Annotated in this window: 20 protein-coding genes, 2 tRNA genes and 1 pseudogene; 14 read left to right on the top strand and 9 right to left on the bottom strand. The window is 69.2% G+C overall.

What is annotated here, in order from left to right:
• Nucleotides 1-33: 33 nt before the first annotated feature.
• On the bottom strand, nucleotides 34-4,191 hold the full coding sequence (locus JQX11_RS03480) for a nucleotide-binding protein (RefSeq protein WP_204923478.1): 4,158 nt from the start codon (nucleotides 4,189-4,191) through the stop codon (nucleotides 34-36).
• A gap of 202 nt (nucleotides 4,192-4,393) precedes the next feature.
• On the opposite strand from JQX11_RS03480, the pseudogene JQX11_RS03485 reads away from it, so the two are divergent.
• The 5 genes and pseudogenes from JQX11_RS03485 to JQX11_RS03505 all read left to right on the top strand — a co-directional run.
• Nucleotides 4,394-4,557, top strand: a pseudogene (locus JQX11_RS03485) (transposase); the annotation flags it as partial.
• A 64-nt stretch (nucleotides 4,558-4,621) separates the two neighbouring features.
• On the top strand, nucleotides 4,622-4,888 hold the full coding sequence (locus tag JQX11_RS03490) for a hypothetical protein (RefSeq protein ID WP_204923479.1): 267 nt from the start codon (nucleotides 4,622-4,624) through the stop codon (nucleotides 4,886-4,888).
• A 43-nt stretch (nucleotides 4,889-4,931) separates the two neighbouring features.
• Nucleotides 4,932-5,468: an RNA polymerase sigma factor gene (locus JQX11_RS03495; protein WP_204923480.1), complete on the top strand. Its 537-nt coding sequence runs from the start codon at nucleotides 4,932-4,934 to the stop codon at nucleotides 5,466-5,468.
• Complete coding sequence (locus tag JQX11_RS03500; protein WP_204923481.1) at nucleotides 5,468-7,597, top strand: tetratricopeptide repeat protein; 2,130 nt, start codon at nucleotides 5,468-5,470, stop codon at nucleotides 7,595-7,597. Before JQX11_RS03495 ends, JQX11_RS03500 begins: the two co-directional genes overlap by 1 nt.
• A gap of 17 nt (nucleotides 7,598-7,614) precedes the next feature.
• On the top strand, nucleotides 7,615-8,547 hold the full coding sequence (locus JQX11_RS03505; RefSeq protein WP_204923482.1) for an AAC(3) family N-acetyltransferase: 933 nt from the start codon (nucleotides 7,615-7,617) through the stop codon (nucleotides 8,545-8,547).
• A 152-nt stretch (nucleotides 8,548-8,699) separates the two neighbouring features.
• Here the strand turns inward: JQX11_RS03505 and JQX11_RS03510 are convergent, their stop codons facing one another.
• Nucleotides 8,700-9,650, bottom strand: coding sequence for a helix-turn-helix domain-containing protein (locus JQX11_RS03510; protein WP_204923483.1), 951 nt, complete (start codon nucleotides 9,648-9,650; stop codon nucleotides 8,700-8,702).
• 419 nt (nucleotides 9,651-10,069) lie between these two features.
• On the opposite strand from JQX11_RS03510, the gene JQX11_RS03515 reads away from it, so the two are divergent.
• A complete protein-coding gene (locus JQX11_RS03515; RefSeq protein ID WP_204923484.1) occupies nucleotides 10,070-10,393 on the top strand; it encodes a hypothetical protein in 324 nt (107 codons plus the stop codon).
• Between the two features lie 342 nt (nucleotides 10,394-10,735).
• On the opposite strand, the gene JQX11_RS03520 is transcribed toward JQX11_RS03515, so the two are convergent.
• Complete coding sequence (locus JQX11_RS03520) at nucleotides 10,736-12,100, bottom strand: ricin-type beta-trefoil lectin domain protein (RefSeq protein ID WP_372444535.1); 1,365 nt, start codon at nucleotides 12,098-12,100, stop codon at nucleotides 10,736-10,738.
• A 672-nt stretch (nucleotides 12,101-12,772) separates the two neighbouring features.
• On the opposite strand from JQX11_RS03520, the gene JQX11_RS03525 reads away from it, so the two are divergent.
• The 3 genes from JQX11_RS03525 to JQX11_RS03535 all read left to right on the top strand — a co-directional run bounded on the left by JQX11_RS03525 (nucleotide 12,773) and on the right by JQX11_RS03535 (nucleotide 14,621).
• Nucleotides 12,773-14,449, top strand: a complete 1,677-nt coding sequence (locus JQX11_RS03525; RefSeq protein WP_307826045.1) for a hypothetical protein — start codon at nucleotides 12,773-12,775, stop codon at nucleotides 14,447-14,449.
• Between the two features lie 18 nt (nucleotides 14,450-14,467).
• A tRNA-Gln gene (locus tag JQX11_RS03530) sits at nucleotides 14,468-14,539 on the top strand.
• A 10-nt stretch (nucleotides 14,540-14,549) separates the two neighbouring features.
• Nucleotides 14,550-14,621: transfer RNA gene (locus tag JQX11_RS03535), tRNA-Pro, on the top strand.
• A gap of 173 nt (nucleotides 14,622-14,794) precedes the next feature.
• Here JQX11_RS03535 and JQX11_RS03540 read toward each other — a convergent pair.
• The 6 genes from JQX11_RS03540 to JQX11_RS03565 all read right to left on the bottom strand — a co-directional run bounded on the left by JQX11_RS03540 (nucleotide 14,795) and on the right by JQX11_RS03565 (nucleotide 19,075).
• On the bottom strand, nucleotides 14,795-15,313 hold the full coding sequence (locus tag JQX11_RS03540) for a hypothetical protein (RefSeq protein WP_204923486.1): 519 nt from the start codon (nucleotides 15,311-15,313) through the stop codon (nucleotides 14,795-14,797).
• A 70-nt stretch (nucleotides 15,314-15,383) separates the two neighbouring features.
• On the bottom strand, nucleotides 15,384-15,839 hold the full coding sequence (locus JQX11_RS32105; RefSeq protein WP_232377018.1) for a hypothetical protein: 456 nt from the start codon (nucleotides 15,837-15,839) through the stop codon (nucleotides 15,384-15,386).
• A 465-nt stretch (nucleotides 15,840-16,304) separates the two neighbouring features.
• Nucleotides 16,305-17,351 carry a tRNA (adenosine(37)-N6)-threonylcarbamoyltransferase complex transferase subunit TsaD gene (gene tsaD / locus JQX11_RS03550; protein WP_204923487.1) on the bottom strand — a complete coding sequence of 349 codons (1,047 nt, stop codon included), beginning with the start codon at nucleotides 17,349-17,351 and terminating at the stop codon, nucleotides 16,305-16,307.
• 3 nt (nucleotides 17,352-17,354) lie between these two features.
• Nucleotides 17,355-17,903: a peptide deformylase gene (gene def / locus JQX11_RS03555; protein WP_204923488.1), complete on the bottom strand. Its 549-nt coding sequence runs from the start codon at nucleotides 17,901-17,903 to the stop codon at nucleotides 17,355-17,357.
• A 93-nt stretch (nucleotides 17,904-17,996) separates the two neighbouring features.
• Complete coding sequence (locus JQX11_RS03560) at nucleotides 17,997-18,539, bottom strand: CGNR zinc finger domain-containing protein (RefSeq protein WP_307826046.1); 543 nt, start codon at nucleotides 18,537-18,539, stop codon at nucleotides 17,997-17,999.
• 77 nt (nucleotides 18,540-18,616) lie between these two features.
• Nucleotides 18,617-19,075: a Fur family transcriptional regulator gene (locus JQX11_RS03565; RefSeq protein ID WP_204923489.1), complete on the bottom strand. Its 459-nt coding sequence runs from the start codon at nucleotides 19,073-19,075 to the stop codon at nucleotides 18,617-18,619.
• 84 nt (nucleotides 19,076-19,159) lie between these two features.
• Between JQX11_RS03565 and JQX11_RS03570 the strand changes: the two genes are divergently transcribed.
• From JQX11_RS03570 to JQX11_RS03590, 5 genes are all read left to right on the top strand, one after another.
• Complete coding sequence (locus tag JQX11_RS03570) at nucleotides 19,160-19,774, top strand: superoxide dismutase (RefSeq protein WP_204923490.1); 615 nt, start codon at nucleotides 19,160-19,162, stop codon at nucleotides 19,772-19,774.
• 5 nt (nucleotides 19,775-19,779) lie between these two features.
• Nucleotides 19,780-20,040: a superoxide dismutase gene (locus JQX11_RS03575; RefSeq protein WP_088643333.1), complete on the top strand. Its 261-nt coding sequence runs from the start codon at nucleotides 19,780-19,782 to the stop codon at nucleotides 20,038-20,040.
• 139 nt (nucleotides 20,041-20,179) lie between these two features.
• Nucleotides 20,180-21,223, top strand: a complete 1,044-nt coding sequence (locus JQX11_RS33300) for an alanine--tRNA ligase (RefSeq protein ID WP_307826047.1) — start codon at nucleotides 20,180-20,182, stop codon at nucleotides 21,221-21,223.
• A complete protein-coding gene (locus JQX11_RS03585; RefSeq protein WP_204923491.1) occupies nucleotides 21,220-21,474 on the top strand; it encodes a superoxide dismutase in 255 nt (84 codons plus the stop codon). Before JQX11_RS33300 ends, JQX11_RS03585 begins: the two co-directional genes overlap by 4 nt.
• Nucleotides 21,475-21,534: 60 nt before the next feature.
• Nucleotides 21,535-22,212 carry a hypothetical protein gene (locus JQX11_RS03590; protein ID WP_204923492.1) on the top strand — a complete coding sequence of 226 codons (678 nt, stop codon included), beginning with the start codon at nucleotides 21,535-21,537 and terminating at the stop codon, nucleotides 22,210-22,212.
• Nucleotides 22,213-22,272: the final 60 nt, after the last annotated feature.

Below are 22,272 nucleotides of genomic sequence, written 5' to 3' on the forward strand. Positions count from 1 at the left end.
TGCCGGTAGCGCCCCGAGCGGCCAGGAGCGCCGTCAGGGGCGGCGGGTGTACGCGTCGAGCCCGGTGAACCTCGTGGTGTCCAGCCAGTCCGTGCCGGTGTCGTTGATCGTGCAGCCGGCGTTCTTCAGCCGCTGGGCGATCTTCTTCAACTTCTCGACCGTGCCGTCGAACCGTATGACGTTGCGGCCCTCGAGGTCGGAGAACGGGCGGAGCTGCCCGATCTCGATGATGATCGTCCGTTGTGGGTGCAGGGCCAGCGCCATGCCCGCCTCGAAGATGACGTTCGCGCGAGGCTGCCCGGTCGGTCTGGCCTCGTGGTCGGGTTCGTTCGCACCGTGCAGGTTGGGGTGCAGGCTCGCCACGTCGTCCGGCGTGAGCAGGACGATCGCCGCCTGAACGTCCTCGAACGCGCGGGCGAGCACGTCGCCAACGAACGGGGCGGCACTGCCCGTCTTGTGCACGTTCTCTTCCCATTCGACCGGCCTCAGGTCGAGAGCCCGCAGGAATCCGTAGAGGGCCTTGCGGGCCTCTTCGTCGCGATCCTGGATGACGAAGACCGTTCGGGTGTCGGGCATTGACGTCTCCGGTATCTCGTCGCCCGCCGGGTCGGGCGGGCGTAGGGCCAACTCGAACAGGTCGGGGATCGGGCGTTGGCTGCCTTCGCGAGCCTGACGATGGAGGGCAGACTGGTAATGTTCGCGGACTTTCTGTGGCATGACGGGTTCCAGGTCCCGCAGCCAGAGGGGGGTCGGACGGACGCGGTCGATGCACGCGCGCACCGCGATGGCGGCCAGGTCCACATCGTGCTTGACCAGTTGTGTCACGAAGTGCTCCCGGTCGCCGGCGGGCATCCCCGCGATGGCGTCGGCGATAGCGCTGTACCACGAACTGGCAAGTTCCTCACGCCATCGGGTCGGAGTGGGAGCCAGTTGGTTGAGCCGCTGGGCGGTGTCAAGCACCAGTTGACTGGAAGTGGGGCGGCCGACCCGCTTCAGCAGATGCCCGAGTTCGGCGAAGCAGGCAGTGAACGCCATCCGGTCGGACTTGTCCTCCAGTTGGTACCCGGCATCCCAGACGAGCGCGAATACCCGACGGGCGAAGGAGTGCCTGCGCGGCCCGCTGGGAGGGAGCTCGGCCAGCCGCGCATTCGCGGCCAGCAGGGCCCGCCGGGCAAGAATCTCCTGGGTGCGCACCTGCTCGGTGCCGAGGTCACGGGACCCGCCGGGGCTCGTCGTCGCCCTGCTGCGAAGGGTCGCACCCCGCTCGATCACCGTCTGGAGTGGGCCGAGGAACGGCGCCGGGTCCACACCAGCCCAGTCCGCCGATCGTATCGACGCCAGGAGCAACTCCAGGGTCGAGATGACCAGGTACGCGCTCGGTCGCCGCTCCAGGACGTCGACCAGAAGGGCGGGTTCGGGAGCACGGTACACGCCGCGTTCGAGCAACAGCCGCCACAGCACGAAACCCTGCCGCCGCTGGTCATGGTTGCCGGCCACGACGAGCCGGGCACGCAGCCGGCGAAGCTCGCCGTGATGGTCGGCGAGCAGTTGGGTGGTCACCGTCGTGGTTCGCCGCAGCACCGCGCACACGTCGGTGACGTCACCGCTGCGTCCCGCCTCCGCGATCAGGTATCCGAAGGCGGCGTGGGATCCAGCCCGGGCGGCGTACTGCAGGCGGGCCAGCACGGATGTTCGCAGCACCTGGCGTTGCAGTCCGTCGGCTCCGACGGTGGTGACCCGCCGGAGTGCTCGGATGGCGTCCGGTCGCCCGGCGAGGGCGGCGTGTACCAGCAGCGGCAGGAGGGCGTCACGCCGGTACCAGTTCTCCTCCGGCACCTCATCGGGAAGCGCGACCAGCAGTTGCCGGCCCTGGACATTCGCCCCGTGCAAGGCGTTGACGAAGAGCATCGGCGCTGGTCGGCTGCGGTCCGCACGGCGCTCGGCAGGCAGTCGGGTCAGCTCTTGCCGACATCGTCGGCGCGCGTGCTCGGCCAGCGACGAAGGGGGTCGGTGTTCGTCAGCCAGAGCCTGACCCAGCACCGTACAGACGCCCTCCTGGCGGGTCGGGTCTCGTTCGGCCAACAGGGCCGCGAGAAAGGCGCCCGCCTCACGAGAGTCCAGCGCGCCGCCCGCCTCGGCACAGGCGCGGAGCTCGGCTCGGCGACCAGCCTTGCTCCAGCGCGACGGAGCCCCTCGGCGCGGGCCGAGTGCGGAGCAGGTGTGCGCCAACAAGCCCACCCCGCTCCGCTCGGTGAGCTGACCGGCGCGAAGGACCGAGTACGCGCGCTCCAGTCGTTCGGCGTTGGTCTCGTTCTGCACCGTCCACACCATCTCGGCCAGTGCCGTCGCGGTCTCCGCCGGAAGAGGGGTGGTGGCGGCGAGCCGTCCCATCAGGTCGAGTATCTCCGCCATGCCCTCGACGTTGCGGGTCTTGGCGAAAGCGGTGAGGCAGCGCATGAGCTCGGTCGCGCACCAGCGGGGTGCGTACTGCGACAGCGGCTCCAACAGCTGCAGGTGCACGTTGTCCCGACGGCGCCATTCGTCCGGCCGCTGGTCGGCAAGCCAGTCCAGACAGCCGTGATCCATCAGGAATCTCTGTACCGCCTCGGGCTGCTGGGCGGAGAACCGGGCCAGCGCCCCGACCACGTCGAAGGCGAGCGCCTGGTCGGTCCGAGCGTCGCCGGGCGGACACGCGCGGTGCCAGAGCAGCGCCAGCTCGGCCTCGACCCGCTCGAATCCGACGTGGTGAACCGACGGCAAGAGTCGCAGGTAGTCACGGACCGCGTCCACCGGGGCGCGACGCAGGGCAGCCTCTGCCCCCGCACGGAGAGGGCGACTCGGTGCCGGCATCCGAGCGTACGTGCGCAGCGTCAGAGTGAGCAGATTGGCGTCGTCGGTGCGGAGCCAGTCGCGCAGGAGCCGCTCGACCAGCGCCGTCGAAACCCGAGCATCGCGGCCGGCCAGGAGCAGTACCTGCGCGGCGACCTCACCGTAGAAGAGGTCGAGCGGGTCTGCGGCGACCTGGGCGGCCAGCGCCGTGAGCAGCGCCGTTCCTCTGCTGGCAACGCCGCGCGCGGCGGCGTGCTCGAAGAACGTCTGGTGGAAGAAGCGCACCCGCTGGCTGTTCGCCGGCATGAGGAGCACACCGCGGGCATGTAGTGCTTGGACAGCGGCGTTGGCTGCGGTGCCCGAAACCTGGGCGAGCTGGCGTGCGCGCTCGACCAGTCGGGTCGTCTCCGACTCAACCACCCCCGCGGTCAGCAGGGCCAGAGCGACGGCCTCTGCTTCCAGACTCAGATCGTGCTGGTCGCGGTGTACGGGTGCGCCCCGGTGATCCTCCTCGATCCGACGCCACCAGTAACGTTCATACAGAGTAATGGTGTCGATGTCGTTAGGTGGCACCTCGTCCGGTGCGTACAACTCGAACATGAGCCGTAGCGCCAGCGGAATCCGGCACACCTCGCGCAGGGGCAGGCCACGTAGGGATGCGTCGCTGACCGAGGCAACCACCTCCGGAACGCGTTCTTCGTCGTAGAATGCTCGGGCGTAGGCCTCGATCGCGGCGGGCTGTTCGGTCCGGTCGAAGGGCCCGAGTCGGATGCCCGATATCGAATTTTCCGAACCACGATCGCCTTCCTTGTCGCCGTAGTCGACCTCCAGCTGGCGAGCCTCGACGGGTCGGCTTGTCACCAGTGCCGGTATTCGGTGTCGTGCAGCCAGTCCGAGCAGCGCGTTTACCCGACCCCGGGTGCCCTGATGCTGCAGTAGCAGATCCAGGGTGTCGACAAGCAGCACGACCGGGAGCTGCGTGCGTACCGCGTCGCGTATGGCGTCGTCGAGGATTTCTGTCGTCAGACCTGCGCCGGTGTCGTCCTCGGCGAGAAGCGCGGTTGCCGGGATCAGCAGGGGAAGCCGGCCGATCTCGGTGAGTCGCCGGTGTATTTGGCTCAGCAGCGCGGTTTTGCCGTAACCGGCCTCGCCCACCAGCGCCGTGATCGAGGGTGTGGTCAGCCGTTCGAGGAGTCTTCCCTCGACCGCCCGGGTTACGTAGGCACCGCCACTGAGCCGAACCGGCGTGGTGCCGTCACGCGCCGCGATAACGTCGCTTTCGGCGAAAGCCACGGCGCTGATGTCCTGTACATGGCGCAGCGCCGGTGAGATCGACTGCTGTTCTCGCTCCGGCATTACCATGAATGGATGGTATCCAGGCCGATTTCGAGCCTCACCCGGGCTGACCCATCGGGACCCTGAAGGACGCCGGTACGACGGCTCGGCCGGGCCGGCGACCCCCTCGATGCCTGGAACGACGCTCCTGTCCTGAAGTTGAGTGGACCGCTCGACAACCGGCTGAAGGCGATCCATGACGTTGGTCTTGAGCGCTCCATGGGCTGACACCTTTCTGAAGAACCGCGGCGTCGCCGACGTGCTCATGCTCGCCTGCGCGGACTCAAGGGCCTGCCCGAGGCGGTGGAGACGGTCGGGCCGCGCCCGATCGTGCAGACGGGTGTGGTGCATCTGCTGCGCAACTCGTTCCGGCAGGACTGGGGAAAGATCAGAGGTTTCGAAGGTTCTCACGGCGACGACCAAACGCGACGGGGGTGTCGCCCGACAGGAGGGTGTGATGACATTCCCCGAGCACAGAGCACGGGTGGCGCTGGCCGCCCTGACCGCGAGCACCATGCCCTGGCAGTCGAGCACGTTGACGGCGGCTCTGCTGGCCGTCTGCACCGCCATGAGCCTGCTCGTCGACTGGCATTCGCGGAGCAACCCCGCCACCCCGACCCACCAGGTCCCGGTAGTCCGGATCGTGTGCGGGGACGCCGAGCAGACTGTCGAGCTGACGTGGAATGCCGAGTCAGCTCGGCGGCGACCGCAGTCAGGGACGTGATGTGGGGTCGTTCGAGTCCCGGCCGAAGCTCACCAGAAACCAGGTGGAACAGATCAAGGATCTCTACGCGCAGGAGGCCAAGGACCTGCACTGGTATGCCCACTCGCGTCCGTGGATCCGGGCGGCCGATGCGTCGGATCTGGTCCACACCACGTTTCTCGAGGCCATCCGCGCCTGGGGGAAGGTCGAGCCGCTCGGTTCCGACGAGCGCAGGCGCTGGCTGCGTCAGGTACTCAAGCACAAGGCGGTCGATCTCTGGAGGAAGCAGAAGGTGGTCGACCTGACCGCCGACGATCTTCACCTGCCACCCACGCCCGGCGATGAGACGGGCCGGCGGGTGGAGTTGGTGATCGCCCTGACCAGTGTCTGGAGGGCGATCGAACAGATGTCACCACGCCGCCGGACGGTCGCCTCTCTGGTCTGGGGTGAGGGCTGGGATGGCAGACGCGTCGCCGACCATCTCGGGCTGGCGGAAAGCACCGTTCGCGGCCATCTGCGGGAGGCGCGTCTGCAGTTGAGGGCCAGCGTCGGCCACCTCGTGCCGTTCATCGATGATGAGGAAGAACAGGAGTCTGCGTGATGTCCGACAACGAGCAGCGGATTCCGCTCACATTCGCCGAGGTCTACCGACTCGCCCGCGCCGCCGGAGCCGAGATGGTCCCGCCCTTCGACCTCAAGCACGGTCTGGACGAATTGAGCGCCTGGATCGACCGGGAAGTCGACATAGTGGAGGAGGCGGATGGCGGCTTCTCCCCCGCCGCCCTGCGACACTCGCAGCTCGAACTCCGGGGACGCCGTGACCTCCTGGAGGAGTTGGCGACCCTGGCCCGCCGACCCGCAGGGGAAGGTCCCGCCGTGCTCGTCGGGACCGGTGGCGCGGGGAAGTCCACGCTGGCTGCCGCCCTGGCGGAGCGGGCACGGAGCTGGGGCCAACAGGTGTGGTGGGTCTCCGCCGCCGATCCGGCCGGCTTCTCCGCAGGTCTGACCAGGGTGATCCGGGACCTTGGCGGCTCCACCACGGACATGGAGTCGGTCGCCAACGGAGCGGCCGACGGCCCGGACCGGCTCTGGCGTTTGCTGGAACGCTCGTCCAGCAGGTGGCTGCTCGTCATCGACGACGCCGACGATCCCTGGACGCTCGCCGAGGCGGACTCGCCAGCGGGTATCCAGGACGGAACAGGCTGGCTGCGGGCGTCGAAGCGCGGTCTGGTCGTGGTGACGAGCCGGGAGACCGACCCACGCATGTGGGTGAAAGCCCGGCTCTTCGTGGTCGGGCACCTGGGTACGGCCGACGCCGCACAGGTCCTGCGGGATCTCGCACCGCAGGCAGGGGACGATACCGAGGCCCGGAACCTGGTGCGTCGTCTCGGTGGTCTGCCACTCACCCTTCACCTGGCCGGGACGTACCTGGGCTCCGGGGTAGCACCGTCGCCCAGCTTCGCCGCCTACGATCGGGCCCTCGGCAGTCGTACCGGGACCATGGTGGCCCGCACCGCGGAGATCGCCCTGGACGGGCTGGCCCACCAGGGTATCCCCCAGGCTCGGGCGCTACTGCGGCTCGCCAGTTGCTACGCCCCCACGTCGATCCCGACACGGATGTTGTCCATCAGCGGCCTACAGGAGGCACTCGACGGATTGACAGGCGTGGGCCTGATCCAGAGCGGATCCGCCGCGATCACCCTCCATCCCGTCGTCACCGACACCAGCCGCGCCCACCTGGAGGGATCAGAGGTCTGGCATGCCGCAGTCGCGCACCTGGTCGGCGCACTGCAGGAGCTCAGCTACGACCAGCCGGAATGCTGGCCGGAGTACCGGCTGCTCAGCCAGCACCTGCTGGCCCTGCTCGACACCGCCGCCGAGTACGGGGACAACAAGCATCTGGCCCTCCTGGCGGATGCCACCGCCAGCGTGGCCAGGGCCTTCAACCACAGCGGCGAGAGCGGGGCTGCCGGGCGGCTGTGCCGGACCGCCCTCGCCCACTGCGCGGCACTGGGCGAGGAACACCCAGCGGTACTACGCCTCCGGCACCAGCTTGCCTGGACCGTGGCCAACCGGGGCGACCTGACCCAAGCCGAGGCCATCTACCAGGACGTCCTCGGCATCCGACGACGTGTCCTCGGCGACTCCCACCCCGACACCCTCCGCAGCCGCCACGAGTCCGGTTGGATCGCCAGCCTGCTCGGCAGATGGGCCGAGGCCGAGCAGCTCTACCGGAGCACCCTCCGCGACTGCCTGCTCCACCTCGGACCGGACTCGCGGGACACCCTCACCACGCGGCACGAGCTGGCGTACGCGATCGCCCGGCAGGGCCGCATCGACGAAGCTGAGCCGATCTTCGAGGAGGTCCTGCGCGACCGGCGGCGGGTCCTCTCCGATCTCGCTCCGCAGACCCTCCAGACCCAGCACGCGCTCGCCTGGATCACCGCCAGGAAGGGCAGGTGGGCTGCGGCCGAGGTCCGGTACCGCCAGCTCCTCGGCCTGCGTCAGGTGCTCGATGCCGACCACCCCCACACCCTGCTGACCCTGCACGAACTGGCCTGGACGCTCGCGCGTCAGGGCCGCCGGGCCGAGGCGGAGACCATCTACCGGCAGGTCCTGGAGCGCCGCGACCGCACGCTGGGCGCCGACCACCCCGACACCGAAACGACCCGATGGGCACTGGACGAGCTTCGGCACGGGCGGGTCGTCGATGCCGTCCACTTCGCCTGACCATTCGGGAGGCCACCATGATCCTCACAGCACACCTCACCGCCGCCTCAGGAACCCTGCACCTGGCGAATCGCCCGGTCATGCTGCACGCGTCACTGCGGTCCTTCGGATCGGTGATCGACGGCGGCCCCGACGGCATCATCGGCGCACTGCTCGGACGTGGTTGCACCGTGATGACGCCCGCCTTCACGGAACCCCAGTTCGGGGTGGCCGCCCCCGCCGACCTGCGTCCGGCGCGCAACGGCGTCGACTACACCGCGCCGCCGGTGGACAACCCCCTGCTGGAGGCGGGTCCCTACAGCGTCGGCTGCCGACTGGTCAACCCTGCGCTCGGCCTGCTTCCGGCCGTGCTCGTCGAGCGCCCCGACGCCGTACGCGGGAGACACCCACTCAACTCCTTCGCCGCGGTCGGCCCGGAGGCCGTTGAGATCATCGACGCCCAGAGCCCCGAGGACGTGTACGGGCCGATTCGCGAGCTGGCCGACCGCGACGGCGTGATCCTGCTCATCGGCGTGGGCCTCGACCGCATGACAGCCCTGCACCTGGCCGAGCAGTGGTCCGGTCGCCGCATGTTCCGCAGATGGGCACGAGACATCGACGGCGCCGTCCGTATGGTCGAGGTCGGCTCCTGCTCCGCGGGGTTCCCGCGGCTGGAGCCGGACCTCGGTCCGCTTGCCCGGAGCGTCGTGGTCGGCACCTCGCGCTGGCGCGCCTTTCCGGCCCGACAAGCCCTTGCCGTCGCGACGGCCACGATAGCCGCCCGGCAGGACATCACCCGTTGCCCAGCCGCCGAGTGCATGCTCTGTCGAGATGCCATCGCAGGAGGCCCGACGGGCTGCTGGACACCACGCTGGCCCGGTCCCCGACAGGAAGAGCGGCAGGTCTGGTCGACCGGGTCCGCGAAGCGCAGCCAGCCCTCGTGTCACGGGCTACCCGGTGTGGTGCGGTAGACGAACATCCACCTGGCGCCGTGGGGTCCGGACCTGTTCCGGGGCCCCCGACGCATCCCCCGGCAGGACGGCGGGGACGTGCCCGGCGGAGATGCTCCGGACGCTGTTCGACCGGCGACGCCGGACCCGACCTGGATCCGAACCGAGCTCGGTTACGACGCGGCCTCGATGAGGAAGACCTGTCCGCCCCTTCCCACACAGCGTTCCATGACCGCTTCGGTCCCCTCGGAGGTGTCCGAGTCTCTGATGCCCACACAGCCTTGGCCGTCCACCCGCAGCACGTACCGGTTGCTTCCGTACGGTGCGGATGGTTCGAGGTGGAATCGACTGTCCTGGAGGCAGTCGTCAATCGGCTCCAGCAGACCGGTGCCGGGTCCGTCGCTCAGGGCCTTCAGGCAGCCCTTGCCGTAGTCGGGATGGTGCCACTGGATCCGGTAGAGGTCGCCACCCATCGGTTCCAACACGGTGCCCTGCGGGGCGACCGCGTCGCACCGCCGTTGCACGGCCACGAGCGGAACGTACCGCCGATCCTGCACGCGGCCGTCGGTCAGGCAGAGGTGCGGGGCACCAACCGGGCGGATGCGCACCCAACCGTTCGGTGGCACAGGCACGGCACCGTTGTGCGTCGACGGTGCCTCGGGTATGGCAGCGACTCGACCGTGTCGGCTGCCATCGCGTTCGGGCAGCAGGAATGCCGCGATGCTGATCACCAGCACGAGGGTGATCAGCAGGCCGGTCGCGACTGGCCACAACCGCGAGCGTCGCTTCACCTGAAGATCCGCCGGCGTCCGTTCGGTGCCGCCGCCTGACGGCGGTTCCAGCAGCTCGGGAAGCGGCCCCGATGCTGGTTGCTCGGATCGTACGGCGATGCTGTTGCGTACCGCGACCCACCGGTCCGCAGTGTCCTGATCCAGGCCGCAGGCATGGACGAACGTCGCGATCAGTGGAGCGCGTGGCAGGGTGCTGCGGCCGAGCATCGAGGTGATCGTGCTGGGTGGAAGCGACCCTCCCGATGCCTGCGCCTTCGCGGCCAACTCCCGGTACGACAGCCCCGCCCACAGGCGTAAGGCCCTCAGGGCCGCGACGAACTCTCCGGCGTTCATAGATGGATCGGGTGCCGGTGGTGGTAACACGGGCCACTCCTCCATGTCACGGTGGGTCTCGATCCGGTTGGAACAAACAGGATTCAGACAACTAGACATCCATAATCTTAAATCGAGTACTTTCGGCCATCGTGTGATATAGATCACATCATCTGACAAATCGGCAGGCGTCCCCCGAGGCGACGTGAGCGAAACTGTTCCGCACAGCTCAGACCCTGTTCCGCCCTACAGACCGCAGGTCAGGCTTATCGCCAGATCGATGCATCCCACAGCGGGCCAGAAGCGTCGGTGCCTTTGCGCAGCCGTCCGGCCACGTCGGCCAGGGCCCAGTCGGATGCTCAGCAACCGCCGGTTTCCGACCAGGAATCCGCTACCAGGCCAGAGAAGTGCCAGGTAGACAACAGAAGGAGGAAAGAGGCATGAAGCGGAAGCTCTTTGCTGTCGCCGCCGCGGGGCTGGCCCTCGCGGGAGGCAGCACTCTTGCGACGGCCACGCCAGCCGTGGCCGGCCAGGGTGCCCAGTCTCTGGCGTTCTCGTGTTCGCTGGCGTGGAAAGACCAGAACACCGCTGCCATCAGGTGCTCCGGTAGCTCGTTCGTCGGCTGGGCGAGGTGCAAGAACGGTCGCATCACGCAAGGTGCGCAGGCGGCTTCCGGCACGATTTCCTACGCGTACTGCACGTCGGTCAACTCGTCCCTGAAGAGCCCCTTCACGAGTTCGGACTGGGGCGGGATCGCCAAGTAGCGGGGCCCGGCCCGAACGCCGTTCAGCGGTTTCGGGTTCGGAGGTAGGTGTCGGGGTCGGGCTGGAGCCCGACCCCGACACCGCGAACAGTGGGATAGCGACGGGGGTTCCGCCGAGTGCGCCCTCCAAGGCGGTGCGGGGCACGGCGCCGCCGGCGACCCGCAGCAGCACCTCGCCGTGGCAAAGCCCGTAGGCCCGTCATCCAGTTACGACAACACCTGGCGGTCCTGGCCCAGTTCAACCACGACCGGGGTGCCGCAGACACGATCCGCACCACGCTGGCACCGTTGGACGAAGACCTCTCTCGGGTCCGGACCGAGTCCGCCCCGAGAGAGGTGGCGGTCAGCTACGCAGACTCCATCGCTGGTTGGAGCCGCCGTTGCAGGACCACAGGATCAGTTTGGTGCCGTTGGCCGTCCCGGCGGCGTTGGCGTCGAGGCACAGTCCGGACTGCTGTCCGGTGATCGTGCCGTTGGAGTTGACGTTCCACTGCTGGTTCGGCTGGCCGTTGCAGTCCCAGATGATCACCGTCGTGCCGTTGCTGGTACCCGCGCCGTTCGCGTCCAGGCACTTGTTGCCGTACACCTGCAGTTGCCTCCCCGAGGTGTAGGTGAAGCGCTGGCCCGTGGCGGTGCCGCAGTCCCAGAGCTGTACCTGGGTGCCGTTGTTCTGGGTCGAGTTCGGCACGTCCACGCAGCGGTTGGACTGTGCGCCGAGGATCTGCTGCCCGTTTGCCGGCGGCGTCGTCGTGGGTGGCGTGGTGGTCGGTGGGGTGGTGGTGGGCGGGGTGGTGGGTCCGTCTGGGCTCAGTGAGGTGATGAACCTCCACACCTCAGCCTGGGTCCAGGATCTGGCGCCGGGTGCGTAGGGGTCGGCGGAGCCGTCGACGGCGTTGGGGGCGTGTGGTCCGTCGAAGGCGCCCCAGACGACGGGGTAGCCGGTGCGGCAGCCGGTGTACCAGGTGACGATGTGGGTGAGGCTGCCCTGGGGTGGCTCGGGCGGGTTCTGTCGGGTGCAGCCGTTGTTCTGGACGAACCGGTCGCGCATCGACCGTCCGCCGGAGATGGGGAGGGTGCCGTCGCGGAGACCGTGGATGCCGAAGTAGGCGATGGGTTGCGTGCCGCCCTGGCATCCGCTGAGGACCCCGCCGGAGTAGACGATGACGCCGCGGAAGGTGGTGGCGCGGGCGCAGGCGATGGCGTAGGTCATGGCGCCGCCGTAGCTGAAGCCGGAGGCGAACAGCTGGGTGGTGTCGACGCACAGGCCGCCTTCGATCTGCCCGATCATGTCGTCGACGAACGTGAGGTCCTGACCGTTGGAGTTGCCCCAGCCATTGTTGATGCCCTGGGGAGCGACGAAGATCGTATTGCCCTTGCCGTACCTGTCGACGCGCAGTCCGTAGTAGGACCATTCGATGCCGCTGGTGCTGCCGTTGTCCACCTGTTCGGCGGTGCCACCGACCCAGTGGAAGGAGAAGACCAGCCGGTAGGGGTGGTTGCTGTCGTAGTTGTCGGGGACCCGCAGGATGTAGCTGCGGTTCTGTCCGCCGCTGGTGATCGTGCGCTTACCGCTGGTCAGGGTGGGCGCCTTGCCGCACCCGGCGGTCGCGGCCAGCGCACCAGCACCAGTAGTGGAGGCTGCGGAGGCGAGTCCGCCGTTGATGGTGAGGCCGGCGGCCAGGGTGAGGGCGACCGCGGCGGCTGCCACGGATGCCAGGGTTGCTCTGTGTTTCACGACCATTCAACTCCTTCTGTCATGAACATCCCGCCCCCGGCTACCCGCTTGCCGGCTCGCCCGGGTGGTCGGGTTTGGCTGTCCGTCCCACGGCCCGTCGTGGCGGCAGGGCTGCCCGGCCCCGCCGGGCCCGAACCCGGACCCGATCCGCCGGCACCGGCCCGGGACGGTGCGGCGAGGAGCGGCCTCCCGCTGCCGACCCACCGCCGCCGGTGCCGGTTACCGGCGTACGACCCCGCGATCACGGACGGCCGCGTTGACGCCGAGGACGGGTGAGCCGGACGTGGCGGCGTGGACGGGCGCCGATGGGCGACTGACCGCGTACGCGGGGCACACTCGGACAGGTCTCCGCAGGCTCGACGAATCGATTCGCCAAACCGTACGGTCGCCACCAACGGACCGTCAAGTGATGGGTGTCAATATGCATGCCGAGGTGCCGGACCAGTGACGGCGGAACCCGGCACCACCGCTCAGGCGGCGACGCGGAACTGTTCGTACCGCTCCTCCAGCCGACTCGGGTCGGGACGGCCCGCCCGGACCCGGGGCAGGTACGTGCCCGACCCCGGCATCTCCTGTGACCGGGTCGCAGCGTCGGCCCGTGGACCTCGGCCAGCAGGCCGCGGTCAGGCCCGGTACGCCGAGGACGTGGACTCCGAAGTCCTGGCAGGGTTCCTCCGGGCCCTGCACACGGCGGATCCTGCCGCGCCCCGGTTGTGGTTGCGGTTGTGCTGGGCCGCGTGGCGGGCGGGTGCCGCCGTCGTCAAGGCCGATGACGGCGAGGAGTTGCCGACGGACCTGTCTATCGGGTCGCGGCTGCCGCGTTATCTGACGATGGGCATCCTCGGTGCGGCACGTGGGGCGGTGGCGAATCGGATTGCCCGGTCTCATCGAGCCTGCCAGGATGCCGCCATGTCGATCGCCGAGACCTCTGCCGAGGATGCCCTGGTCGCGCTGCACACGTCGCTCGACGAGCGGCGCCGGCCGGAGGAGATCGCGCATCTCGTGCTGCGGGTGGTGGGCGGCCAGTTGGGGCTCCGCGACCGGATGACGTTGGGGCGGGCGGCTCGTGCGGCAGCACGCTGGAACGGGTGGAGTTCGATGTCGGCGGACTTCGCCCGGCCGGTCGGCGGTGCCCGTCAGATCGACGCCGCCGCGCGGCTGTTCGAGCTGCCGCCCGGTGGCATCGACCCGGACGATCCCGTGTCGCTGCTTGATTTCTCGGCCCGCCTCGGCGAATCCCTCGGTGCCGTCGATCCGGCCCGGCTGGACTTCCTGCGTGACCGGTTGAACCGGGAGGGCCGGGCCGCGGCCGGGATCGAGCTGTCGAAGCGGCAGCACAACCGGCGGTTCCGGGTGAACCAGCGGCTGTCGGCGAAAGCCGACACGTTGGCCGTCGAGCAGACCAAGCGGCAGTTGACCATGGTCGCCCGGGCAGGATTCGCCGCGAGCATCGAGCGGGACGCCTTTCTGGCTGATCCGTGGGCGGGATGCTTCGTGGCGTATCTGACTGCCAAGCGGAAGTTGCGGCGGGAGTTCACGCTCTCAGGGCGGGACAACCCGTACGACGACATCGCCGACCTGTTGTTCAAACACTGCACCGCCAACCCGACGACGGACTGGTGGATGATCGCCCAGGCCCATCCGACGCCGCCCGTGCTCGCCCGGCTGACCGAGGCACAGCGCGGTGAACTGCTGGGCCGGTGGTGGACGACGATGCGTCAGGTCGCGGCGTTACTCAAGCGGGTATGGACGGCCAGCGACTTCGACCGGGCCACCATGATCGTGAGGCGGGGCAACGACTCGTCGACCTGGAACCTCCTGTGCGGCGCGTACAACGCCGCGCGGACGGCCTGGCTCGCGACGCTCGACGCCGCCGGCAGCCTCGGCCTGCTGCAGGCGTCCTGCCCGGGCAAAGCGATGATGCTGATCGCGGCGGACCTGGCGGCGTGGCACCGCTCGACCGGCGGCGGCCTGCACCCCGACGTGGGCGTGTGGGCTCGGCTACCGCTGCCGTGGGACGTGCTCGACGGCACCACCGCCTGCACCCGCGCGGATGTCGAGGCGGCATGCGCCGATGCTGGCGTCGACCCCGTCCCGTCGGGCTGGACAGGCCCCAGGGCACCCGCCGCCACCGGGCGCTTTCGGCCCACGCCCGAGCTGGTGCACGGGGTATCGATCGTGGACCCGCTGTGGGCGTCGATGCTCCGTGCCGGTGGGGCGTTCTCCGGGAAGATGATCACAAACAGCGTGGCGCAGACGCCGATCCCGGGTAACGTCGTGGTCAGCGAGCTGCCGGAACGGGATGGACACGTCAAGCCGTGATCGGGCAGCATGATCACGCTCGTCGTAGCTCAGTGGTAGAGCGCCCGGCTCTGGACCGGGTGGACGCTGGTTCGAGCCCAGCCGACGGGGCCCGTGGAGATCCGTTGTAGCTCAGCGGTAGAGCACCCGGCTAGGGGCCGGGAGGACGCCGGTTCGAGCCCGGTCAACGGATCCCCCGGAGCTGCCATCCGAGTTGATGGACGATCAACTGCGAGGCCGAGGCGGGCAGGCCCATTGATGAGCAACCGGTGAGTTTTCGCCGTACCCGTGCGTGATCCAGGCACCACAGCCGCCTGCCATCCGCTTGTGCCGCTGACGGCTCGGTCGAGTCATGCAGTTGCACGCTCACCCCAGTCGGTGTCGGCGGTACCGCGGGGAAGGATCGCCCTCCTCAATCCCGTTCTCGTCCAGCGCGTTGTAGACCGTCAACCAGCCGCTCGCAAATCGCAGGCCCAACGCCACGGCACCGTCCGCCAGGTCACCCCCGGCCCACTCCAGAAGCTCCACCGCCTCAAGCCGCTGCCCGCGCCGGGCAACCAACAGTGCGGGAGCATCGCTGCGCCAGCGGAGCCGGAACACGTCCGAGGTCGGCCACACCGGCTTCCGCGTCACGTCGATCGACCCATACGTGATCGACAGATCATCGAACTTCTGATGATTGACCTCAAGGCGCTCGTCATCGAAGTCGAACACCACCGGACAGTCGGCGAACCAGGTGTCGTCACCGTCATCCCACACCACCCAACCGGACGTCAGCCGCCTGCCGACAAGGCCCCGCAGCCGTTGCGCGTGACGACCGGCGACCTCAGCAGCTCCGTTCAGCCAGGCCGGCTGGTAGCCGGCAATACCGAAGTCGAAGGTCATCACGGGACGGTATCCCTGAACCGGACTGACTCACACTCGGGTGGGTCTGCTGCACCGATAGGTGACAGTCTCAGTCACGCGGCCTGACGGGACCATGGCGTTCCACGGCCGCCGGCGGATGCACCACCAACAAGCCCTCCGCAGGACAGGCCGCCAGCAGCACCCGGTCACCCGCCGCCAACCCGCACCACTGCCGCACCGCCGCCGGCAGCCGCAGATGACCCTGACCCGTCACCGTGAACACACCCTGCCGATCCGCACGGAGCACCACCAGACCGGCACCCTCATGGATGTGCAACCGGGTTCCCGGCACCCGACCCAGCGCCCGAACGACCCCACTGTCGGCGATCCGACCACTGGCATCCAGCGCCGCCACCCCATAGACCAGGGTGCCGACACGAGGAGTTGGAAGATCCGCAAGCGGCAACGGCCGACGACGAAGACCTCCGTCAGACCGACCACCCGACTTGCCCCGGCCCGCCAGCACAACCGGCGGGACGACGGGAGCGACCACCACGTCAGCCACGCCGACCACCCCCGCCCGAAGCGGGACCGGCCGACGTCGAGACGGAGATCAGATTGGTGTGTCAAGCGTGCTTGACCATCCGTACGTCGTAGACAGCAGGGATGCTGCAAAAGTGTGTCCGAGGGGAGATCGATACTGCAACCCCACCGCCGCAGCGCATGGATGATGACATTGCTATTGAATTCTGAACTGTAGCCGCCGGTGACATGCCCTTGCCGCCTGCCCAGCCATGCCCCCTGGCCGGCGCGGCGAAGCGGAGCTGCAGCCCAAGATGGAATCGAACCGTCGACCTACGCTGTCCGAATCTCACGGTTCCCGGCTTGTCAACATTCACTACGAGCTGCCACTGAGCTGCACAAACACGATCGCGGAATGGGCCATGATTGTCACCGGCAGTCGACGATCAGCGGGTGTTTTCGGGGGAGCCGTTGATGTGGCCGGACGTCGGGTCGGATGCCTGGAAATCTACGCGGTCCCGCGTGGGCCGTGTAGGAGCGCGCCGTGTAGGACGGCGGACGGGTCTGCGCTGAGATCGAGTCGGTCCGGCGCGACGTTCGCGCGGACGAGTAGGTCGCCGACGGCGGCGATCATGGCGCCGTTGTCGGTGCAGAGTCGTGGTGAGGGTACGCGCAGCCGCACTCCGGCGGTGGCGGCACGTTGTTCGGCGAGATGTCGCACCCGACTGTTGGCGGCGACGCCACCGACAAGCAGCAGCGTGTCCGCGTGGTGGTCGCGGCAGGCGGCGATGGCTTTCTGCGTGAGGGTGTCCGCGACGGCTTCCTGGAAGGAGGCGGCGACGTCGGCCAAGGGTACGGGCTGGTCCCCGTGCTTCTCGATCCAGCGGGCGACGGCGGTCTTGAGGCCGGAGAAGGAGAATTGGTAGGGCGGGTCGTGGGGGCTGGTCATGGGGCGCGGGAAGGTGATGGCGTCAGGGTTGCCGTTCTGGGCGATGCGGTCGATGGCGGGTCCGCCGGGGTAGGGCAGGCCGAGGAGGCGGGCGACTTTGTCGAAGGCTTCGCCGGCGGCGTCGTCGACGGTGTCACCAAGGTGGATGACGGGGTCGCGGGCGAGGTCGCCGAGCAGGAGGAGTGAGGTGTGTCCGCCGGAGACGATGAGTGCGACGCAGCGATCGGGTAGGGGGCCGTGTTCGAGGGTGTCGACGGCGGCGTGGCCGGCGAGGTGGTGCACGCCGTAGAGGGGGACGCCGAGGGCGAGGGCGTATGCCTTGCCGGCGGCGAGGCCGACCTGCACGGCGGTGGCGAGGCCGGGTCCGGCGGTGGCGGCGACGGCGTCGATGTCGCCGAAGCTGATCCCGGCGCGGTCGAGGGCGTGGCGGACCATGGGGGTGACGGCGTGCAGGTGCGCGCGGGCGGCGATCTCGGGGACGACGCCACCGAAGCGGGCGTGCTCGTCCATGCTGGTGGCGAGGGCGTCGCCGAGCAGGATGCCATCGGCGACGATGCCGACGCCGGTCTCGTCGCAGGAGGTTTCGATGCCGAGGACGACCGGCATCGGTCAGGCGTCCTGCGCCGTGCCTGCGCCGACGCCGGGGTGTTCGGCACTGGCGGCGAGGATCTGTTTGCGGAGTTTGGTGGGGAGCCGGTCGACGTAGGCGAGGCCGTCGAGGTGGTCGACCTCGTGTTGGAAGCAGCGGGCGAGGGTGCCGGTGCCGTCCAGCCGGATCTCCTGGCCGTGGAGGTCGAAGCCGGTGACGGTGGCGGTGGCGCAGCGGGCCAGGTCGGCATGCTGGCCGGGGACGGACAGGCAGCCCTCGGAGTCGGTCACCAACTCGCGGTGCTCGGGTAGGTGCAGAACCGGGTTGATGACGGTGGCGACGGTGTGGGTGCCGGTGGCGTCGGGGCAGTCGACGACGAAGATCCGCGCGTCGACGCCGATCTGGTTGGCGGCCAGACCGACGCCGTGGGCGGCGTACATGCTGGCGAACATGTCGGCGACAAGCTGGGCGAGGGCATCGTCGAAGTCGGTCACCTCAGCACAGGGGCGATGCAGCACGGGGGTGCCGTAACGGGTGATCGGTCGCGGAGTGCCGGTGGAGGTCTGCACAGTTGCCCATAGTATGCAATTGCTAGATCTTTGCAGTAAGAGTTCGGGTGCCGTTTGACACTGCGGACCGTGTTCGGGAGCGTCGGGCGGCGGTCAGGGGTGGGTGGCGCGGCGTCTGGCGCGGTGGGCCCGGACGTGGTTTCGGGTGGCGCAACGGTCGGAGCAGAACCGGCGGCATCGGTTGCTGCTGTCATCGAGGAACGCGTTGTGGCATCGGGGTTCCGCGCAGACGCCGAGTCGATCGATCCCCCGTTGGCACAGCCATACGGCGAGTCCCCACACGGCAGCAGCAAGGTACTCAACTGGAGGAGTGCCGGGTGCGGCGACGTGGATATGCCAGTCGCCCGCGTAGGTGCCGGAAATCGTCGGCCGAACCCGATACCGGGTCAGCAGGCCGTTAAGACGGTCGACCGCCTCCCGCTCGTGTCCCGCGGTCACGGTCTGGAACACCTCGCGCAGGCGATGTCCGGCCACCCGCAGTGTGTGCAGGTCGGCTTCCGTGGCAATGTCGCGCAGCCACGGCTGGTCCGCCAGCAGCACCCACACGTCCGCAGGGTCTTCGAGCCGCGCGTTGGCCAGTGCCGTCGCACGGAGGGCCAGCGAGTAGCTGCCGGTCAGCCCGCTGCGGTTGCCCACCCCGGTGCCATGAGCGCGCGGCGGACGCCCGAGTGTGACCGAAGCCGGGGCAAAGTGCGCACCGGCGGGTGCGGTCCTTAGCGGCCCGTCGTCCGGCACCGCACACACCGCCCGTAGACGACGACACCGTTGGGATGGCCCGACTGGTCTGTGTCGATCCCGACAGCGCGGGCGGCGGCCACGCTCGCCGCGACCGCCTCGGCCGGTAGCTGCCGCATGTCGCCGCAGGTGCCGCAGACGGCGTGATGATGGATGTCGTCGGCGAGCCCGAAGGTCGTCGTCCTGCCGACCGGCACGGTGTGGGCGATGCCCAGCTCGACCAGTTGCCGCAGCACCCGGTGCACCGTCGACAGTTCCACGACCACGCCACGGGCTAGCAGCGCGTGATGCAGCTCACTCACGCTGAGGTGCCCGCGGCCGCCCACGGCGTGGGCGAGTTGGTCGAGTACTCCGCGGCGGGCTGCGGTGTTGCGCAGGCCAGCGCGGCGTAGTCGCTGCACCGCAGCGTTCACCCGCTCGGTCTCCGACGTGGTCAACCGCCACTCCTCGCCGCACAGTCACCGGATCTATTGCAAGATAGTGGCAAGAGCACCAACTTGGCAGCAACCCGAGGAGTTCTGATGGCGGTCTATACCCTGCCCGATCTGCCCTACGACTACGGCGCGCTGGAGCCAGCCATGTCGGGGCAGATCCTGGAGCTGCATCACGACAAGCACCACGCCGCGTACGTCAAGGGCGCCAACGACGGCCTGGAGCAGCTCGCCGAGGCCCGTGCGAAGGGAGACTTCTCGACCCTGGTCGGCCTGGAGAAGACGTACGCGTTCAACCTGTCCGGGCACGTGCTGCACTCGATCTTCTGGGGCAACCTCTCCCCGGACGGCGGTGACCGTCCCGACGGCGAGCTGGCCGCCGCGATCGAGGAGCACTTCGGCACGTTCGACGCGTTCGCCGGGCAGCTGTCCGCCGCCACCAAGGGCGTGCAGGGCTCCGGATGGGGCGTGCTGGCCTGGGAACCACTCGGGCAGCGGCTGATCGTGGAGCAGGTCTACGACCACCACGGCAACGTCGGCCAGGGCTCCGTTCCGCTGCTGGTCTTCGATGCCTGGGAGCACGCCTACTACCTGCAGTACCGCAACGTCCGGCCGGACTACGTCGACCGGCTGTGGAACCTGGTCAACTGGTCGGATGTGATCTCCCGCTTCGACGCCGCCCGCGCCACCACGCCAAAGATCTGATCGGCGTGACCAGCCCCACCCCGGCAGCGGCCGAACTGGTCCAACGCGCCGCCGGGGTCATCGCGGCCAAGCACCGCGGTGACCTCGACGGCGCCGAGGAGCTGCTCGCCGCGTTCGGTTCCGAGCAGGCCAAGAGCCTCGGCTTCTACCTCCTGGCCGATCTGAGCCTCGGGCTGCTCCGCGCGCAGAGCGGCCAGTCCATGGACGATCTCGTGCGGGAACTGTCCCTGCTCGTCGCCGCCACCGCCACCCCGCCCGACAGCTGACGGCGGTGGTCATCCGGTCGGTGCCGCCAGACGTGACGGCGGCACCGACCGGAACCCGCGCTCGCGCAGTGCCTGCCGCCTTCCCCAGTCGGCTCGCTGGCCGCACCGCACCACGGACAGTCGAGCGGGGCAGTCGACCGTGGGGCGTCCCGAACCGCCTCACCCTCCTGCCAATAGACTGCACACGGTCCGGATCTTCGAAGGCAGCCTCACCGTCGGTGACCCGGTACACGCCGCAGTCGACCCCGAGTGGCGCATCGGCGCCCGGCAGGCCCACTCGGGCACGCACGTCGTGCATGCCGCACTGCGCCAGGTCCTCGGGCCGAACGCGCTGCAGTCGGGCTCGTACAACCGGCCCGGCTACCTGCGCCTGGACTTCGCCTGGCGCGGCGGCCTGGGCGACACCACCCGCAGTGAGATCGAGGAGGTCGCCAATCTGGCGATCCGCCGTGACCTGCCCGTCGAGGTCCGCCACCTGCCGCTGGCACAGGCCCGCGCCGAGGGCGCCCTGGCGCTGTTCGGCGAAACCTACGACGACACCGTCCGGGTCGTCGAGATCGGTGGCGAGTGGTCCCGTGAGCTGTGCGGCGGCACCCACGTCGCGCACTCCGCGCAGATCGGCTCCCTCGCGCTCACCGGCGAATCATCGGTCGGTGCCGGCCAACGTCGCATCGAAGCGGTCACCGGGATCGAGGCGTTCCGGTATCTGGCCCGCGAACGCGACCTCGTCACCCAACTCGCCGCCCAGCTCAAGGCCCGCCCCGAGGAACTTCCCGACCGGATCACCACCCTGCTGGCGCGACTCAAGCAGACCGAACGCGAGGCTGACAGCCTGCGCGGCCGGCTCATCGACCTGGACGCCGACACGTACGCCGCCAACGCCGTCGACCTCGACGGCGTCGCCTACGCCGGTATCACGACCACCGGCGACGCCCGCCGTCTCGCCGAGAAGGTCCGCGATCGCCTCGGCCGCCGCCCCGGCGTCGTCGGCGTCGTCCGCGGGGCGAGCATCGTCGTCGCCGTCACCCCCGCCGGCGTGCAACGCGGCCTGGCCGCCAACGACCTGATCAAGCGTCTCCTGGCGGGAAAGGGCGGTGGCAGCGCCGCGTCCGCCCAGGGCAGAGCAGACGCGGATCCGGTGGAGCTGCTCGACCGGCTGCGGGACCTCGCCCGCGCCGCATGACGCCCGACGCCGCTGCTCTGCTGGCCGGGATGCAACGTGCCGTAGGGATCGTCGCGGCCCGCCACCGCGGCGACCTCGCCGGCGTCCAGGCGCTCACCGACGCGTTCACCGACGACGCCGAACGCGCCCACGCCTTCCTCCTGCTCACCGAACTCGCCCTCGCCATCACCAGCGACCACACCGGTAGGGAGTTGCCCGTCATCGTCCGGGAGATCTCCCTGCGCATCGCCGCCCTCGCCGCCACTGACTGACCGTCCCCACTTGAAGGTCCCGCCGCCACCGGCCGGGCACCCGCCTGCCGAAAGGAACCCATGAGCGCCGGCACTGTCGTTCGTTTCCCCGATGGCAGCAACGTCGTGCTCGGCGAGGTTGGTCAGCGGGTCCTGCTCGCCAATTCCCGGGTACGGGTCTGGGAGGTGGCCCTCGCCCCCGGCGAGTGCCAGCCCTGGCACCTGCACCACAACCCGTACCTCGTGCTCTGCCTCGACACCTCGGCCTGCCGCATGGACTGGCTCAACGGCAGCCCAGCCCGGTTCATCAACGAACAGGTGGGCGGAGCCCTCTACCGGCCCGTCTCCCCGGTACACATGCTCACCAACCAGGGCCACAGCCTGTACCGCAACCGCCTCATCGAACTACTCGACCTCGGCGAGGACACCTCGGGAGAAGCACTCGAAGCCCTCATCGACACGAGCGACGGTTGGCCCGAGAACGCACCCGAGGGCGCAGCCCTGACCGCGGTCCTGGACACCGACGACGTACGCGTCCAGCGCCTCAGGACCCGACCCGAAGACGAACACATTGTGCGCGCGGGACCGGTACCCCTGCTCATCGTCGACCTGGCTGGCGGCACGGATGAACGGCCCGCAGTGCGCTACATCCATCCAGGCGACACTCACCTGATCCGCAACCCGACCCGCGCACCAATCGACACACAGATCGTGGAGCTGCGGTACCTGCTCGCCACGCTAACCCGCCGGTCGCGGTAGTCGCATCACGACCTGCCGTCAACCTGGGTCATTCGTCGTACCGAGCGCCGCACCAGGCTT

Source organism: Micromonospora humida (assembly GCF_016901255.1).
GTDB lineage: Bacteria > Actinomycetota > Actinomycetes > Mycobacteriales > Micromonosporaceae > Micromonospora > Micromonospora wenchangensis.